Annotated in this window: 13 protein-coding genes and 1 tRNA gene; 6 read left to right on the top strand and 8 right to left on the bottom strand. The window is 68.4% G+C overall.

The genetic code is table 11. The features are described from left to right. The first annotated feature begins 4 nt into the window (after positions 1-4). The 3 genes from WFQ05_RS01050 to WFQ05_RS01040 all read left to right on the top strand — a co-directional run bounded on the left by WFQ05_RS01050 (position 5) and on the right by WFQ05_RS01040 (position 2,660). Positions 5-436: a cytochrome c-type biogenesis protein gene (locus WFQ05_RS01050; RefSeq protein ID WP_286577705.1), complete on the top strand. Its 432-nt coding sequence runs from the start codon at positions 5-7 to the stop codon at positions 434-436. Further along, entirely contained in the window at positions 436-1,455 is a 1,020-nt protein-coding gene (locus tag WFQ05_RS01045; protein ID WP_337052266.1) for a cytochrome C biogenesis protein, read from the top strand. Before WFQ05_RS01050 ends, WFQ05_RS01045 begins: the two co-directional genes overlap by 1 nt. A gap of 89 nt (positions 1,456-1,544) precedes the next feature. Then, a complete protein-coding gene (locus WFQ05_RS01040) occupies positions 1,545-2,660 on the top strand; it encodes a homoserine O-acetyltransferase (protein WP_337052265.1) in 1,116 nt (371 codons plus the stop codon). A 344-nt stretch (positions 2,661-3,004) separates the two neighbouring features. Here the strand turns inward: WFQ05_RS01040 and WFQ05_RS01035 are convergent, their stop codons facing one another. Then, a complete protein-coding gene (locus WFQ05_RS01035) occupies positions 3,005-6,103 on the bottom strand; it encodes a TonB-dependent receptor (protein ID WP_337052263.1) in 3,099 nt (1,032 codons plus the stop codon). A 519-nt stretch (positions 6,104-6,622) separates the two neighbouring features. Beyond that, positions 6,623-9,184 carry a glycoside hydrolase family 3 N-terminal domain-containing protein gene (locus WFQ05_RS01030; protein ID WP_337052262.1) on the bottom strand — a complete coding sequence of 854 codons (2,562 nt, stop codon included), beginning with the start codon at positions 9,182-9,184 and terminating at the stop codon, positions 6,623-6,625. A gap of 110 nt (positions 9,185-9,294) precedes the next feature. On the opposite strand from WFQ05_RS01030, the gene WFQ05_RS01025 reads away from it, so the two are divergent. Beyond that, positions 9,295-10,302: a LacI family DNA-binding transcriptional regulator gene (locus tag WFQ05_RS01025; protein WP_130519491.1), complete on the top strand. Its 1,008-nt coding sequence runs from the start codon at positions 9,295-9,297 to the stop codon at positions 10,300-10,302. A gap of 251 nt (positions 10,303-10,553) precedes the next feature. Here WFQ05_RS01025 and WFQ05_RS01020 read toward each other — a convergent pair. After that, a tRNA-Leu gene (locus WFQ05_RS01020) sits at positions 10,554-10,636 on the bottom strand. A gap of 191 nt (positions 10,637-10,827) precedes the next feature. Here WFQ05_RS01020 and WFQ05_RS01015 point away from each other — a divergent pair. After that, entirely contained in the window at positions 10,828-11,451 is a 624-nt protein-coding gene (locus WFQ05_RS01015) for a TetR/AcrR family transcriptional regulator (RefSeq protein ID WP_337052261.1), read from the top strand. 7 nt (positions 11,452-11,458) lie between these two features. Here the strand turns inward: WFQ05_RS01015 and WFQ05_RS01010 are convergent, their stop codons facing one another. From WFQ05_RS01010 to pssA, 5 genes are all read right to left on the bottom strand, one after another. Continuing rightward, positions 11,459-11,932, bottom strand: coding sequence for a hypothetical protein (locus WFQ05_RS01010; RefSeq protein WP_337052260.1), 474 nt, complete (start codon positions 11,930-11,932; stop codon positions 11,459-11,461). Next, complete coding sequence (locus WFQ05_RS01005; RefSeq protein WP_130519479.1) at positions 11,929-12,135, bottom strand: PspC domain-containing protein; 207 nt, start codon at positions 12,133-12,135, stop codon at positions 11,929-11,931. Before WFQ05_RS01005 ends, WFQ05_RS01010 begins: the two co-directional genes overlap by 4 nt. A gap of 458 nt (positions 12,136-12,593) precedes the next feature. Further along, positions 12,594-13,661 carry a class III poly(R)-hydroxyalkanoic acid synthase subunit PhaC gene (locus WFQ05_RS01000; protein ID WP_337052258.1) on the bottom strand — a complete coding sequence of 356 codons (1,068 nt, stop codon included), beginning with the start codon at positions 13,659-13,661 and terminating at the stop codon, positions 12,594-12,596. Further along, positions 13,658-14,785 (bottom strand): poly(R)-hydroxyalkanoic acid synthase subunit PhaE, encoded by a 1,128-nt coding sequence (locus WFQ05_RS00995; protein WP_337052257.1) that lies wholly within the window; start codon positions 14,783-14,785, stop codon positions 13,658-13,660. The genes WFQ05_RS01000 and WFQ05_RS00995 overlap by 4 nt, the downstream gene beginning before the upstream one ends. A 92-nt stretch (positions 14,786-14,877) precedes the next feature. Then, positions 14,878-15,498 (bottom strand): CDP-diacylglycerol--serine O-phosphatidyltransferase, encoded by a 621-nt coding sequence (pssA, locus tag WFQ05_RS00990; RefSeq protein ID WP_130519473.1) that lies wholly within the window; start codon positions 15,496-15,498, stop codon positions 14,878-14,880. Between the two features lie 651 nt (positions 15,499-16,149). On the opposite strand from pssA, the gene WFQ05_RS00985 reads away from it, so the two are divergent. Further along, the gene (locus tag WFQ05_RS00985; protein ID WP_130522312.1) at positions 16,150-16,422 is read left to right on the top strand and encodes an acyl carrier protein; all 273 of its coding nucleotides are present in this window, start codon (positions 16,150-16,152) and stop codon (positions 16,420-16,422) included. Positions 16,423-16,427: the final 5 nt, after the last annotated feature.

Here is a 16,427-nt window from a genome sequence, read left to right as displayed (position 1 = left end):
GGCCCTGCTGCGCGCCCTGCTGCTGATCGTCCTGGCCGCGCCGCTGCTGGCCTGGGCCCAGGTCAGCGATCCCACGCCGCTGCAGTTCCGCGATCCGGCGCAGGAGGCGCGCTTCAACGCGCTCACCCACGAGCTGCGCTGCGTGATGTGCCAGAACCAGTCGCTGGCCGATTCCAATGCGCAGATCGCCCACGACCTGCGCCGCGAAGTGCTGCAGCTGATGAACGCCGGCCAGAGCGATGCGCAGATCAAGACTTATCTGGTCTCGCGCTACGGCGAGTTCGTGCTGTATCGCCCGCAGGTCGAACGCAGCACATGGCCGCTGTGGTTCGGGCCCTTGCTGCTGCTGGTGGTCGGCATGCTGATCGTCGTGCGCGTAGTGCGCCGGCGCAGCGCGAGCGGCCCGCCGCCGGCTGACGACGGGCAGGAGTGGTGATGGCCGGCTTCGTGATCGCCGCCGCCGTGCTGACCCTGCTTGTGCTGGGCGGCGCGCTGTGGCCGCTGTGGCGCGGCGCGCCGAAGCTGGCCACCGGGCTGGTGGTCGCCCTGGGCGTGTGCGCGTTCGCGCTGTACCGGCTGCTCGGCACGCCCGCCGCCCTGGTGCCGCAGGCCAGCCAGGCGCCGACGACGATGGAGGACGCCATCGCCCTACTCAAGGAGCAGCTGCGGCGCGACCCGCAGGCCGCCGAAGGCTGGCAGCTGCTGGGCCGCACGCTGGCCGCGCAGGGCAAGGCCGTCGAAGCGCGCGAGGCCTTCGCCCGCGCCGCGGCGCTGCTGCCCGAGGATGCCAACGCGCTGGTCGAAGCTGCGCAGTCGCGCAGCCTGGCCGATCCGCAGCGGCGCCTGGACGATCAGGCCGTGGCGATGCTCGAGCATGCGCTGCGCATCGATCCGACGCAGCAGCGCGCGCGCTGGTTCCTCGGCGTGGCCCAGCGCCAGCGCGGCGCCGCCGCGCAGGCCGCCGCCACCTGGGAGCCGCTGCTGGCCCAGGTCGACACCGCCACGGCCAACAGCCTGCGCGAGCAGATCAACGCGGCCCGCGCCGAGGCCGGCCAGCCGCCGCTGACCGCCCCGACGAGCGCGCCTGCCGCCGCGGACGAGGCCAACGCGGTGCGCGTGCGGGTAACGCTGGACCCCGCGCTTCCGGCCGCCGCACGCCCGCCGGCCGACGCCACGGTGTTCGTAATCGCGCGCATCCCGGATGGCCCGCCGATGCCGGTGGCCGTACAGAAACACAGGCTCGGCCAGCTGCCGCTGGAGATCCGCCTGAGCGATGCGGACAGCCCAATGCCCACGCAGAAGCTCTCCGCACTGCGCGAGGTCGAACTCATCGCCCGCGTCTCGGCCAGCGGCAATGCCCAACGCAGCGCAGGCGATCTGGAATCGGCGCCGGTGCGCGTGCGCCTGCCGGCCCAGGCGCCAGTGACGCTGGTGATCGGCAGCGGCGCGCGCTGAAGGCGCCCTGGATCATCGGTACGCTGCGTCGCCAGATCGACGCAACCGGCGCGACGCGTCGCGATTTGCCCACCGGCTACACTGACGCGATGACCGAATTCATCCCCCCCGGCACGCGCTGGCACGCGCTGTTCTCGCCCTTCCCGATGAAGCGCGGCGGCGCCCTGCACAGCGCGCGCATCGCCTACGAGACCTGGGGCACGCTGTCGCTGGCGCGCGACAATGCCATCCTGATCGTCACCGGCCTCTCGCCCGATGCGCATGCCGCCTCCAGCGCGTTGGACGACACGCCGGGCTGGTGGGAGGCGATGCTCGGCCCGGGCAAGGCGATCGACACCACGCGCTGGTTCGTGGTGTGCGTCAACTCGCTGGGCAGCTGCAAGGGCTCGACCGGACCTGCGTCGATCGACCCGGCCACCGGCCAGCCGTATCGCCTCACCTTCCCCGACCTGTCGATCGAGGACGGCGCGGCCGCTGCCGTGGAAGTGGTGCGGGCGCTCGGCATCGAGCGGCTGGCCTGCGTGGTCGGCAACTCGATGGGCGGCATGACCGCCCTGGCCCTGCTGCACGCCAACCCCGGTATCGCGCGCAGCCATATCAACATCTCCGGCAGCGCGCAGGCCCTGCCCTTCTCCATCGCCATCCGCTCGCTGCAGCGCGAGGCGATCCGCCTGGACCCGCTGTGGAATGGCGGCGACTACAGCGAGCACGCCTATCCGGAAAGCGGCATGCGCATGGCGCGCAAGCTGGGCGTGATCACCTACCGCTCGGCGCTGGAGTGGGACGGCCGCTTCGGCCGGGTGCGGCTGGAATCCGACCGCCCGGACGAGGAGCCGTTCGGCCTGGAATTCCAGGTGGAAAGCTATCTAGAAGGCCACGCGCGCCGCTTCGTGCGCCGCTTCGACCCCAACTGCTATCTGTATCTGAGCCGCTCGATGGACTGGTTCGACCTGGCCGAATACGCCGCGGGCGGCGACGTCCTGCAGGCGCTGGCCACCATCGAGCTGGACAAGGCGATGGCCATCGGCGCCACCACCGACATCCTGTTCCCGCTGCAGCAGCAGGAACAGATCGCCTCGGGCCTGCGCGCCGGCGGCGCCGACAGCAGCTTCGTCCCCCTGCCCTCGCCGCAGGGCCACGACGCCTTTCTGGTCGACTTCGCCCGCTTCGACCCGGCGGTGCGGGGGTTTCTGGCGGGGCTGTGAGCCGGACGGGAAACGCACGCTTGAGGAAAGGACGGCCCGCTGCGGCGGCAGTTGCAATCAGTCCTTGCGGATGATCCCGATGGGAGGAACTGGTTCTTCCCCTCACGTCGCGACCTCCTCGTAGAGCGGAGCTTGCTCCGCTGCTCTTGGTTTGGTTCGTGGGTTAAGCCCCAGCGGAGCAAGCTCCGCTCTACAGGGCGGACGGACACGAAGCGCAGCGTCCGGCCGGGTCGAGGCTGGTTGGCGAAGTCCGCTCACCGAATCCGCACGCCTGTGAAGAGCCCAAAAGAAAACCGGCTCCTCACGGAGCCGGCTCTTGGTGCAGCTGCCGCAGTCGCGTCGGCTTACCAGTCGTAGGCCGCCGAGAACTGCACGTAGCGCGGGGACTGGAACGCGTACGGCAGGCCGTAGGTGTTGGAAACGGTGTAGGCCGCCGTTTCCGAGGTCCAGCCCTGCGAGGTGATGCCGTGGGAATTGAACACGTTGAACGCGTTCAGACCCAGGCGCAGCTTGTGATCGAAGTAGCCCGGCGCATACACCACGCCCAGATCCCAATCGTGCGTCCACGGCAGGAACTTGGTGCCGGGAGAAGCCGACTTGCCGAAGCAGGTATGGTAGGCCGCGCCATAGTTGCCCGCCGGATCTGCTGGACCGCCGTCGGCATTATCGTTCTCGTCGATGCTGCCATCCGGGTTGTAGTAGCCGAAGCAGTTGGCCGGCGCACCCGCCATCAGGCGCGCACTGACGCCCACCGACCAGTCGTCGTTGAAGGCGTAGCTGCCATGCAGCTTGATCTGATGGCGATGGTCGTTGGCCAGATAGCCATCGGCGTACTTCATGATCGCCGCGATATCCCAGTTCTCCGACGTGGACACACCATTGTCGTGGCTGTCGCTGCCCTGCCCGGTATCCGAATTGGCCGGACCCTCGGTGTTGCCCTGCAGCTTGGAGTAGGTGTAGTCCACGCGGAACTCCCACTTGCCGTCGAACGGATGCTCCAGGAACAGATCGATGGCCTTGTAGGTGCGCTTCATCGGCGACGGCCAGCCCCAGTCGCTGGGGTTCATGGTCAGCTTGGTGTAGGTGCCGGTGGGATTGCCGTTGGCGTCGATGTTCTGCAGGTTGAAGGTGTTGCTGGCGCTGGGGTTGCCCAGGAAGCAGCCCGGGATGTCGACGCCATCGGCCACGCTCTGGCCCTGGGTCGCGGCGAGCTTGTTGTACATCGTGCCCGGATCGCAGATGTCGTCCACGGCCGACTTCAGGTCGCGATAGGTGACCTTGGCGCCGAAGGCCCAGGACGCACCGAGCGTCTTCTCGAAGCCCAGGATGTATTCGTCCTGGTACTCGCTCTTGAGGTTGGTGGGCGCGATCGTATTGGGATCGACGGGCTTGCCGTCCTCACCGTTGAGCACCAGCACCGTACTGGCCTGATCGGTCACCGGGGCGCCGGTGTTGGGATTGATGCCGGTGTAGGTGAAGTACTGGCGGGTGAAGGTGGAGGGCGAAGCGCCACGCAGCGCCACCGCATTGGGCAGCGCCAGGAAGTAGCGACCCGCGTTGGCGAACAGCTTGAACGAAGAATCCCCGAACACATCCCATGCCGCACCGATCCGCGGTGCCCACTGGTTACCGCTGTCCACGTAGGGCTTGCCGACGTTGTTGTAGTTGGTGAACTTGTCGTTGCGCAGACCCACGGTCAGCAGCAGGTTGTCCACGACCTGCCACTTGTCTTCCAGGTAAAAGGCGTCCTGCTTGAGGGACATGCTGCTGGCGTCGGTGTAGAACGTGTTGCTGACGTAGTAGCCATTGGACGCGGCCAGACTGGGAATACCGTAGGCGGCCAGCGCGCCCATGTTGTTGGTGTGGGAGTAACGCCAGTTGTTGACGTACTGGGTGATGCCCTCGTTGTCCGACGAGAACTTCATGTTGTCCACGCCCAGGGTCAGGGTGTGGTCGCCCACCACCCACTGCAGGTCGGCGCGCAGGCCGTGGCTGCGATCGATGGCGTTGGTACCGCCGGCGGTGAGCGTGTTGGGAATGGTGACGCCGCTGATGTCGCCCACGGCCGGATTCACCGTGGCCTGCGAGGCGGTGACCATGTCGATGCCGGCCGACACCTGCGGATTGATCGCCTTGTAGGCCTGGCGCGTGCGGCCGTAGGTGGCGTCGAAGGTCAGGCTGTCGGTGAGATAGCCGGTGTACTTGAGCACCGACAGGTCGTTGGTCAGGTAGGTCGGCGTGATCGAATTGAGCACGTTGCCGATGGCCTGGGTATCGAAGTCGTAGCCGTAATCGGTGCCGCGCTCGTTGGTCTTCTCGTGCAGATAGGTGTATTCGAGCAGGTTGCTGTCGTTGATGTTCCAGTTCAACTTGGCGTACAGCTTGGGATTGGTGCTGCTGTAGCGCTCGTAGGTCGCCGGCGCGGCCTGGCTGGGCGACCCGGTCGCGGTGTCGACCTTGTCGGTTTCTGCGGAAATGAAGCCGAACAAGGTGTCGCGGATCAGCGGACCGCTGACGTAGCCGCTGTAGGTGCTCTCCCAGCGCTCGTGCTGATTGCCCTTGTCGTAGATCGTGCCCGCCAGCTGCGGCGATTCGTAGCCGTACTGATAGGGCTTGCCGGTGTCGGGATTGACCGGGATGTTCGGATTGGCATTGGCCGCGCTGAAATCCATGTTCGGGTAGTAGCGATCCGGATTGTTGGAGCGCAGGCCCTTGGGCGAGAACGTGATCTGGCCGCCGAAATGCAGATCGTTGCTGCCGCTCATGCCGATGCCGTTGATCACGCCGCCGTCGGAACGACCGTACTTGGCGCTGTAGCCACCGGTGTAGGTCTCCTGCTGGGCGATCGACCCATAGGGCAGCGTATAGCCACCGACATTGGTCATCGGGTTGCCGGTGAAGAAGCCGTTGATGTAGTAGGCGTTCTCCGCCACCGACGCGCCGCCAAAGGACACGCTGTTGCCGAAGTAGTAGCCGTTGCCCGACGCGGTCCCCGGCGCCAGCAGCGCGATGGCCTCGGCCGAACGCGGGATCGGCAGGCGCTTGAGCTGCTCGGCGGTGATCACCGTATGGGTATCGGTGGCGGTCACGTCGATCTTCGGCGCCGACGCGCCGGTGACCCGGACCGTTTGCAGCGTCGCGGCGTTGCCGCCGAAGGACGCGTCGACCGCACTGCCGACCGTAACGATCACCGACTTGCTGCCGCCCTCCTGCGAGGTCACGGTGTAGGACCCCACCGGGAGCGAGCTCAGGCTGTAACGGCCATCGGCATCGGCCGTGACCGTGCGACTGAAGCCGCTGTTGTTGCTGATGGTCACGGTGGAACCCGGCTGCACGGTGCCGCGGATGCTGCCGCTGGTGCTCTGCGCGTGGACGACGCCGGCAAAGCACATACCCAGCGCCGCACTCAACGCCGTGCGCTTCATGGTCTTGGCGAATTTCATCGAAAGATCTCTCTGGTTGACAGGTAGGAGCAAGGCCATCCGGCTGTCTTTCGTACTGCTCCCCAGCCGGGAATGCGTGGGTCTTGGGACAACCTCCGCAACACGAGAGTAACGAGAAACTCACAAAAAATTACAAATTGGTCATCTTTTTTTTGTGCCTGTTTTAGCTACATTTGACAGTGTTTTTCAAGAATTTGTCGGATAAGTCGCGTCATGCAATCGACATGGTTTCATTTGTCCTGGATGACGGCATCTGGCCCATTCGACACCGACCGTTCCCCTTATTGACCCTCTCCTCTTGAAGTCCACTGAGGGCACGGAGGACGTTCTCTGCCGCAGTCTGCCGACGCCTCGACTGCGCTCAAAGCGACCAACGCGCCATGTCCATCCAAGCAACCAGGCCGAGCGCGTCAGACGCACAAAAGCGAGGCCGGCGATGTCACCACCGCCGGCCTCGTGTCCGCCCAAGGTGTCAAGGCGGGCCGCTGTCCTCTTGACCGAGGCAGGGCCCGCCCGCCCTCATTTCGCCGCGCAATCGAGCACGTGCTGCGCCTCGGTGCCCAGGCCGACTTCGTGGACCGACAGCACCGTGCCGGCCGGCATACGCCAGCCCAGCGGCGCGGTGACCTGGCCCATCTGCGCGTTGCGCGCGGCGAAGCATTTCAACGGGATGCCCAGCGTGCCCCAGGTGCCGCGCGGCGCCTGGGCCAGCGCGGTGTCGATCGGCAGGGACGCGCTGCAGCCCGGGCCGCATTCCAGGAACAGTTCGGCGCCCGGCTGCGACGGCGCGGCGTCCACGCGAAGGGTGACGCGCAGCATCACGTTGCCGTTGGTCTCGCGCACCAGGTCCAGTGGGCGCGGTGCGAGCAGCGCGATCTCGCCGGCCTGCTTCCAGGTGATCTTCCACGCGTCTTCCTGCGCCTTGTAGTCCACCGGCGCGATCGCCACGTCCGGCGCGTCGCGCTGGCCGGAAGGCTGGGACAGCGTGCGCGGCTTGCCCACTACCGACTGCACGCGCAGCGTCCAGCCGGTGGCCGGCGTTCCGCGCTCGAAGAAGGTCTGCGCGCCCAGCGAGGCCAGGTCCATGCCCGCATCCTCGGACAGCGCCGGCACGGATGCCGGCTTGGCGTAGGTCAGGCCGTAGCCGTAGGCGAACTGCGGGTCGTAACCGGGCTGGCCGACGTTCAAGGGCGTCTGCACCGCGGTGCGCGGCCACGAATAGGACAGCGTGCCGCGGAAATCGTGCTGCACCTTGCCCGCAGCATCGCGCAACAGCACATCAGCCACGCCGCCACCTTCCGAACCCGGCAGCCAGGCGGCCACGAAGGCGTCGGCCGAGTTGATCTCACGATTCATCCACAGCGGACGGCCGGACAGGAACACCGCCACGACCGGGATGCCTTCCGCCTTGAGCTTGCGCAGCAGCTTCAGGTCGCGGTCGTCGCCCGGGCGATAGGCCAGCACCTTCAGGTCGCCCTGGAACTCGGCGTACGGCGTCTCGCCGAACACCACCACCGCCGCGTCGGGCTTGTGCGTGTAGTGGCCGTCGGCGGCCAGCTCGACCTGGCCGCCGGCGCGCGCCACCTGCTCGCGCAGGGCCGCGGCGATGGTCTGCGCATGCGGGAAGTCCTCCGGCTTCAGGCCGGTGCCCTGCCAGCTCAGGGTCCAGCCGCCGGACTGCATCATCATGTCGTCGGCGCCGTCGCCGGCCACCAGCAGCTTCGCGCGCGGATCCAGCGGCAGCACGCCGCCGTTGTTCTTCAGCAGCACCAGCGACTCGCGCACCGCGCGGCGCGCGATGGCGCGATGCTCGGCGCTGCCCAGCAGGTCGAACCGGCCCGCCACCCCGCGCGTGGAGGGCTTGCCGGCCTCGAACATGCCGGCGCGGAACTTGACCCGCAGGATGCGGCGCACCGCCTCGTCCAGGCGCCCGGCCGGCAGCGCATGGCCCTTCTCGGCCGCCAGCAGATGCTCGTAGCAGCCCTTCCAGGTGTCCGGCGCCATGATCATGTCCACGCCGGCGACGAAGGCCGGCACGCAGTTCTCGCGACTGCCGCCGGGCACGCCGGCATGGCCGTTCCAGTCGCTGACCACGAAGCCATCGAAGCCCATGCGCTGCTTCAGCACCGCATCCAGCAGCGAGGCGTTGCCGCTCATCTTGACCCCGTTCCAGCTGGAGAACGACACCATCGCCGCCTGCACGCCGGCCTTCAGCGCCGGCGGATAGCCGGCGCCGTGCACGTCGCGCAGCGTGGCCTCGTCGATGCGCGCATCGCCCTGGTCGCGGCCTTCGAAGGTGCCGCCATCGGCCAGGAAGTGCTTGGCGGTGGCCACCACGTGCGCGCCCTTGAGGAAGTCCTTGCTGCCCGGCTTGCCCTGCAGGCCCTGGATCAGCGGACCGGCATAGGCGCGCACCACGTCCGGATTCTCCGAATAGCCCTCGTAGGTGCGGCCCCAGCGATCGTCCTGCGGCACCGCCAGGGTCGGGGCGAAGGTCCAGTCGATGCCGGTGGCACGCATCTCCGCGGCGGTGGCCTGCGCGATCTGGCCCATCAGCGCCGGGTCGTGGGTCGCACCCAGGCCGATGTTGTGCGGGAACAGCGTCGCGCCCACCACGTTGTTGTGGCCGTGCACGGCATCGACGCCGAAGATCACCGGGATGGCGTTGTACTTGCCGCCGCTGGTGTCGATCGAGGCGGCGTAGAAGTCATCGGCCAACGCCAGCCAGGCGCTGGCCGGCGCGTTGTACTGGCCGCCCGGGTCCGAGCTGCCGCCGGCCAGGATCGAGCCCAGGCGGTAGGTCTTCAGATCATCCGGGGTGACGCTGGCGATGTCGGCCTGGACCACCTGTCCGACCTTCTCTTCCGGCGACATCCTGGCCAGCAGCGCATCGATGCGCGCCTCCAGCTTGGGATCGGGCTTGAGCGGCGAGCGCAGCTGCGGCCACAGCGCCGGATGCGCGGTGCCCGCCTGTTGGTCGAGCGCGATGGCCGCGCCGCCGCTCAGCACGCCGGCCGACAGCGTCGCCAGCAGCGTGAGGGAAAGGGGGCCACGGGCGGCGCGGAAAGGACGTTGCTTCATGCAGAGAACTCCTGGGAAAGGGATGCGCGCGCCGGGTGTGCTGCGGTTGCAGCAGGCGTCGGCCGCGGGTTTTGGCAAGATGCGGCGACGGCGACAGGGGATGGCAGACGATGCGGGTGAGACTGGAGGACGTGGCCGAGGCGGCCGGCGTATCGATGAAGACGGTCTCGCGCGTGCTCAACCAGGAGCCGCGCGTGAGCGAACAGACCCGCCGCCGCGTGCAGGAAGTGGTCGACCGGCTGCACTACAAGCCCAACCTCTCCGCGCGCAGCCTGGCCAGCAGGCGCACCTTCGTGGTCGCGCTGGCCTACGACAACCCCTCGCGCAACTACCTCATGCAGATCCAGGGCGGCGTGCTCGAGGCCTGCCGCGAGCGCCACTACACCCTGGTGCTGGCGCCGGTGACCTACGGCGAGGGCCGCGCGATCGCCGAACTGCGCGAACTGGCCAACCAGCACGGCGTGGACGGTTTCGTGCTCACCCCGCCGCTGACCGACGACATGGAGCTGCTCGGCTTTCTGGACGATGCGGCCCTGCCCTTCGCCAGCATCGCCCCACGCACGCATCGTGGCCGCATCGGCGTGACCGTGGACGAACACGCCGCGGTGTGCGAGCTGATGCACCACCTGCTCGCGCTCGGCCATCGCCGCATCGGCCACATCAAGGGGCCGCCGACCCACGGCGCGGCCGAGTGGCGACACGCCGGCTACCGCGAGACCCTGCGCGAGGCCGGCATCGCCTACGACCCGGCGCTGGTGGCCAAGGGCGAGTTCACCTTCGAATCGGGCGTGGCCGCGGCCAACCAGTTGCTCGACCTGCCCGAGCCGCCCACCGCCATCTTCGCCGGCAACGACGACATGGCCGCCGGTGTGATCCGCGTGGCCGGCGAGCGCGGCCTGCGCATCCCGCAGCAGCTCTCGGTCTGCGGCTTCGACGACACGCCGATCTCGCGCCACATCTTCCCCTCGCTCACTACCGTGCGGCAGCCCACGCGCGACATGGGCCGCACCGCGACACTCGAACTGATCAAGACCATCCACACCCCCGACAGCGGTGCGATGGTGCAGATGCCCTACGCCCTGCAGCTGCGCGAGTCGACCGCGGCCCCCTCGACCTGACGCACGCATGCGCGCCGCGCCAGGGCGGCCCCGCAGTGCATGGACGAAACGCAGGTCAGGCAGGCGCATAAGGGAGACAAGCCGGGCAACAAGGCAAGGAAGCGCCACCACCCACGACCCCGTCCGGTGACAGCGCTGTCACCATACGAAGCCCGACCCCGCCTTGGCATTCTGCGCCGCATCAATCTGGCGGGCTTGTCATTCCCCAGACGGCACAAAGGCCGGCAATGCCGGCCTTTGCCTTCCCATCATGCCGAAGGTGGGACTCGAACCCACACGCTTTTAAGGGCGGCGGATTTTGAGTCCGCTGCGTCTACCATTCCGCCACTTCGGCGCGGCCGCGCAGTATAGCGGCCCGGGGCGGTGCCGGTAAGCCTGCGGCGCGCGGCGTTGCGCGCATGGCGCTCTCCCGCGGTGCATCACTCGTCTGGCGATATTCCTTGCTAGATTGGCGGAAACAGGCCAGCTCCGATTCCCCCCATGCCCATGCTCGCTTCCAGACCGCGCCTCCCGAGCGTGCGGCCGATGCCCCAGGTCGAACTGTGCCGCCGCGGCGAACTGCGCGTGGAGAAGTTCCTCGACGCGGCCGCCGAGGTGTTCGCCGAGAAGGGCTACCAGCAGGCCCGCCTGAGCGAGATCGTGGCGCGCGCCGGCGGATCGCTGGCCACGCTGTACCGGGCCTTCGGCGACAAGGAAGGCCTGGCCTTCGCCATCATCGAGCGCCGCCTGCAGGACATGGCCGACCGGCTGCGCGCGATGGAACTGGACGGCTTGCCGCCGCAAGAGGCGCTGCGCAAGGCCGGCCGCGAGATCGCAGCCAGCCTGACCACGCCCGATGCGCTGCTGGTCAACCGCATCGTGATCGGCGAAGGCCGCGCCTTCCCGCAGCTGCGCGACTTCTTCTTCGACAACGCCATCGCCGACACGCGCGGCTGCCTGGGCCATTACTTCGAACAGCAGGTCGCCGCCGGCAGGCTGGTGCTGCATACCACGCCCTATCAGGCGGCGGGCCAGTTCTTCATGATGCTGTTCGGCGAGCTGACCATCCGCACCGCCTGCGGCTACATGGCCAACTCCGATCCGGAGGAGCTGGCGGCCTACGTGGACACCTCGGTCGAGCAGTTCCTGCACGGCGCGCTGCCGCGCTGAAGCCGCTTCATCGCAGCGAACGCGGGCTGGCGAACGGCCACCAGCCTGCCCCTGTCAACGCATAGCGATCGGCGGCGCGCTCGAAGCGGTTGCGCACGCTGATCCCGCCACACAGCAGATAGAGCGGCAGGAACAGCGGCCCCAGCGCCATGTACTGCAGCACGTGCGCGCGTTCGTGATCGCCCAGGCGGATCGGCGCGTCGATGCAGTGCCCTGCCCGATGGCCGTAGGTGTGGCAGGCGACGTCCAGGTCGGCCCCAGTGTGCAGAATGGTGTTGCCGAAGGTGATCGCCCCGCCCGGTCCCCAGGGCCAGCGCGCGAACACCAGCGCGTGCTCGCGCGTGCTCAGGTGCACCCGCGCGCCGCGCAGCAGGCCGGCCGCGCCGAGCAGCAGACCGATCAGCGTATTGGGCGAAGTCCACAGCGCCCCCAGCGCCAGCAGCAACGGATGCGGCGCGCGCACGCGGGCGCGATCGCTCACGCCTCGTTGGGCATCAGCAGCCACAGCAGCAGGTAGACCAGGATGCCGGGGAACGCGGCCGAGGCCAGCGAGACGATGACGAACACCACCCGCACCAGCGTGGCGTTCCAGCCGAAGCGACGGGCGATGCCGCCCATGACGCCGGCGATCATGCGGTCGTCCAGCGAGCGGGCCAGCGGACGGGGAGCGGTGGGCGTGTTCATGGCGGCACTCTGCGAGCGGCGGTGGATGGTGGGGAGTCTAGCGGTGTGGGGGTCAAGGGCGGGTTGGGGATTGGGGATTGGGGATTCGGGATTGGGGATCCGGGATTGGGGATCCGGGATTGGGGATCCGGGATTGGGGATTCGGGATTCGGGATCGCAGGAAGCACGAGCGCAGGTGATCTGCCCCCTCCCTTGCGCGCAGCGCAGGGGAGGGTTGGGGAGGGGTTGGCAGTTGCTGTTGCAGTTGCTGTTGCAGTTGCTGTTGCTGTTGCTGTTGCTTCTAAGGCTCGCCGTTGCCGCTGCTTTCGCTTCTTAGTTGGCCGCGAAAAGCACCCCTCCCCAGCCCTTCCCTGCGCTGCGCGCAAGGGAGGGGGCGGATCATGTGGAGACGGTCAGTTTGGCGGGGCGGTTGGCGGCGCTTGGACCAAGTCGCCAAACAGCGGGGCCGGCAGACCCGATCAGCGCGCCGACAGCCAGCCTGCGATGGCGCTGGGGACTTCGCGCTGGGCGCGGCTGGAGACGTAGATGCCGATATGGCCGCCGCGGAAGCTCAGTTCGGAATAGTCCTGGCTGCCGACCAGCCCACGCAGCGCCTTGGAGGCATCTGGGGGCACCAGGTGATCCTGCTCGGCGTAGATGTTGAGGATCGGCATCTGCAGGCGCGACAGGTCCACCGCTTCGCCGTCCAGGGCGATGCCGCCTTCGACGAAGCCGTTGGCCTGGTAGAACTGCTTGGCGAACTGGCGGAAGGCCTCGCCCACCTGGTCGGGCGAGTCGAAGATCCACTTCTCCATGCGCAGGAAGTCCTGCACCGCGCGCCGGTCGTCCAGGATGTCGAGCAGGCCGACATACTTCTGCACGTTCAGGCGGAACGGCTTGAGCATGAGGTAGCTCAGATTCATCAGGTCGGCCGGCACGTTGCCCAGCGTGTCCACCAGCAGATCCACATCGACCATGCGGATCCAGTTGGACAGCATGTTGTCCGGGGTGTGGAAGTCCACCGGGGTGACCATCGTGATCAGGTTGCGCAGCTTGGCCGGATGCAGCGCGGCATGGCACAGCGAGAGCGCGCCACCCTGGCAGATGCCGAGTACGTTGATCGCGTCCTCGCCGCTGGTCTGGCGCAGATGGTCGACGGCGCCGTCGATGTAGCGGTTGACGTAATCGTCCAGCAGCGCGAAACGGTCCGAGCGATCCGGATAACCCCAGTCGATCAGGTAGACGTCCTGGCCCTGCGCCAGCAGGCCACGGACCAGCGAACGGTCTTCCTGCAGGTCGACCATGTAGGGCCGGTTGACCAGCGCATAGGTGATGAGCAGCGGCACCTTGGCGGTGGGCGCGGTGTCGCCGATGAAGCGATACAGCACCACCTTGCCATCGCGCCAGACTTCCTCGCGCGGGGTCACGCCGTAATGCACATCGCCGACCTCGGGCAGCGTGCGCAGGCCGGCGCCCAGCTTCTCCTGCAGGGCGATCGCTTCGGCGGCCAGCGCATCGGCGGTGGCGCGGAACGGGCTGCTGCTCATGCCGGCGCCTTGCCGCGTGTGGTGCGCCTGGCGGAGGTCTTCGAGACGGGCTCGGTGGGCGCGTTGGTGCGGCCGGCCTTCTTCGCTGTGGCTTTCTTCGCTGCTGCCTTCTTCGCCGTCGGCTTCTCGCCGATCTTCTTCGCTGCGGTCTTGGCCGACTTCTTCGTCGGCGCCTTCGACGCCGCGGAAGGCTTCGAAGCGGCGGTCTTCTTCGCCGCCTTGACCGGTCGCGCTGGCGACGGGGCCTGGCGAGGCGTTTCAGGCGCGGCCGCGGGCCGCTCGGCGGCTTGGCCGCGCATCATGCGGCGCAGGATGCGCTCGAGTTCGGCGATCTTGCGGTGCGCGGCATCGACTTCGGTGCGCGTGGGCAGACCCAGCAGGCTGCCGAGCTGCTCGACCTCGCGCTGCACGCCGGCGCGCATGCGCATCTGCGCGTTGGCCAGCGCACCGTAGACCTCGCTGAACTCCTCGGACAGCGCCATGCGCGCGTAGGCATCCTCGGCCGCGTCGATCCACTCGTCGAACAGGGCCCGCGCGCTGTCCAGCGCACTGCCCTCGCCCGCGCGCTGGTTCAATTTCTCCTCGAACATCGCATAGGCCTGGCGCGAGGCGTCCTCCAGCAGGGTGCGGTAGGCCTCGGCCGCCTCGCGCAGCGCATGCTGGGCCTGCAACAGGCCCTTCCAGCGCTGCTGGTGCTCGCGCGCAGGGCCGAAGGCCGGCGTCCTGGACCATTCCTCCAGCGGCCCGCGCAGCGATTCCAGCCAGGGCAGCCACTGCTCGCCCAGATCGTCCAGCCCGGTGGCCTGACCGAACAGGCTGCCGAACAGGTCCGGATATGGATTGGCCTCGGTCGCGCCCAGCGCCTGGCGCCAGGCGGCGACGATGTCGGCCGGGGTGTTGTCGCGGTCGGCGAACTGGGCGGCCACGTGCTGCATGCGCCCGAACCAGTGCCGGGCCAGCCCGTCGAAGCGCTCCATCACATCGCCCGGCGCCCCGCCCTTGGGCGGCGTCCAGCCCGGCCAGCCGCCAGGCACCTGCTGCCAGGCCGGCGCGGCGGTCTCCAGCGGCACCGAGGCGAACTTGCGCAGCGCCTCGCCCCAGGTCTCCCAGACCTGGCGCGCCATCGCGTCCGCCCCTTCGCCCCACCCGCCTTGTGCACCCGACATTACGCGCTCCCGACTTGCGTCTGGATGATAGCAACCTGCCGGCAGCTGCCCTACGGCTTGGGAATATGCAGTGTCTTGCTGATCATCAGTGAGCCGGACAGCGCGAACAGCAGCACCAGCGGATGCAGCTGCCACGGCCCCAGCTGCCACTGGCCCCACCACACCTGCGCACCGAGGCGGCCCTGCACCGCCGCCACCGCCAGCAGCACCACCAGCGCCAGGCTGGTCGGGATGGGCGTGCCCTCGAAGTAGGTCACCTTGCCCTCATCGCCCGAGAGCGCCTCGGCGGTGACGTTGTAGCGCGCCAGCCGGCTGACGCCGCAGCACACGAAGTAGCTCAGGATCAGCCAGTCCCAGCCGCCCTGCAGGCCGCAGGCGTAGGCCAGCGCCGCCGGCGCCACGCCGAAGGAGATCACGTCGGCCAGCGAATCCAGCTCGCGCCCCAGGGTGGAGGCCGACTTGCGCCAGCGCGCCACCCGGCCGTCCAGGGCGTCGAAGATGAAGGCCAGCGGGATCAGCGCCATGCCGGCCAGCAGCACCCCCACCCGGCCCTGCTGCATGTAGTGCAGCGCGGCGAACACCGCGCCGCTGCCGCAGAAGGCGTTGCCCAGGGTGAACCAGTCGGCCAGCTGGAAGTCGCGCAGCATCGAGAAATGGCGGGGTCGTGACATGGTGCGCGCGCTCGCGACGGAAGAACGGGCCGCCAGCCTGCCAAGGGCGGCGTCGCGCGGCAATCAAGGCCGGGCCATAGGGCTCGAATAGATGGCACCTGTCAGCGCCACGCGGCCAGCCGCGTAGCGGGCCGCGATGTTCCACGCGCAGGCCCGACGCGCCGCGATTCCGCCTAGTCATTTTTGTGCCAATTCGCTTGACACGCCTGCCCTGCAAGGCGCTCGCGCGCTTATCCACACCTTTGTCCGCGCGCCATCCACAGCCCCTGTGGACGAACTTACGCGCGCCGGTCATTTTTTCGCCATCTTCGAGCGAGGCCGCGCCGTTGCTGGGCGCGCGTGGCTTATCCACATGCTTGCCCCAGCACTCATCCACACCGGCTGTGGAGAACCGCGACGGCGGCTCGGCACACCGGCGGGCGCGGTTCCACGGCAGCCGACCTGCCCGTCCCGGCGCCAGCGGACGAGGCGGGACACCCCCGCGGTGGGCGCTGGACCGCCGCTGAAGGCCCGCGCCTGGACCGGCTTGACGAAAGGCCTCTGGAAGATTGGCGGTCTAGCGTGGCGCCTGGCTGCTGCGGCCGAGGCTGCAGCGTGCGCTCCACCGGCGGCCGGTGCCGTGCGGTGGCCTCTCACTCGCGGAGCACTGCCATGACCCCGTCCATCGAATCGCAGATCCAGACCATCGTCGCCCAGCACGCCGAGATCGACCCCGCCACCTTGACCCCGGACACCAAGCTGCAGGAGCTGGGCGTGGATTCGCTCGAGGCCATCGAGATCCTGTTCGACATCGAAGAGCACTTTGACATCACCTTCCCGCAGCGCGATCCGAAGCTGGACGACGGCTCGCTCGGCAAGCTGGTCCTGGCCGTCGAGGACGCGCTGGCGACCAAGGCGGCCACCGCAGCGCAGCCGGCGCACTGACGCGC

The organism is Pseudoxanthomonas sp. USHLN014 (genome assembly GCF_037153335.1).
Classification (GTDB): domain Bacteria; phylum Pseudomonadota; class Gammaproteobacteria; order Xanthomonadales; family Xanthomonadaceae; genus Pseudoxanthomonas_A; species Pseudoxanthomonas_A winnipegensis.
Note: the sequence above shows the minus strand (reverse complement) of the source record. Positions and strands in the feature narration are given on the sequence as shown.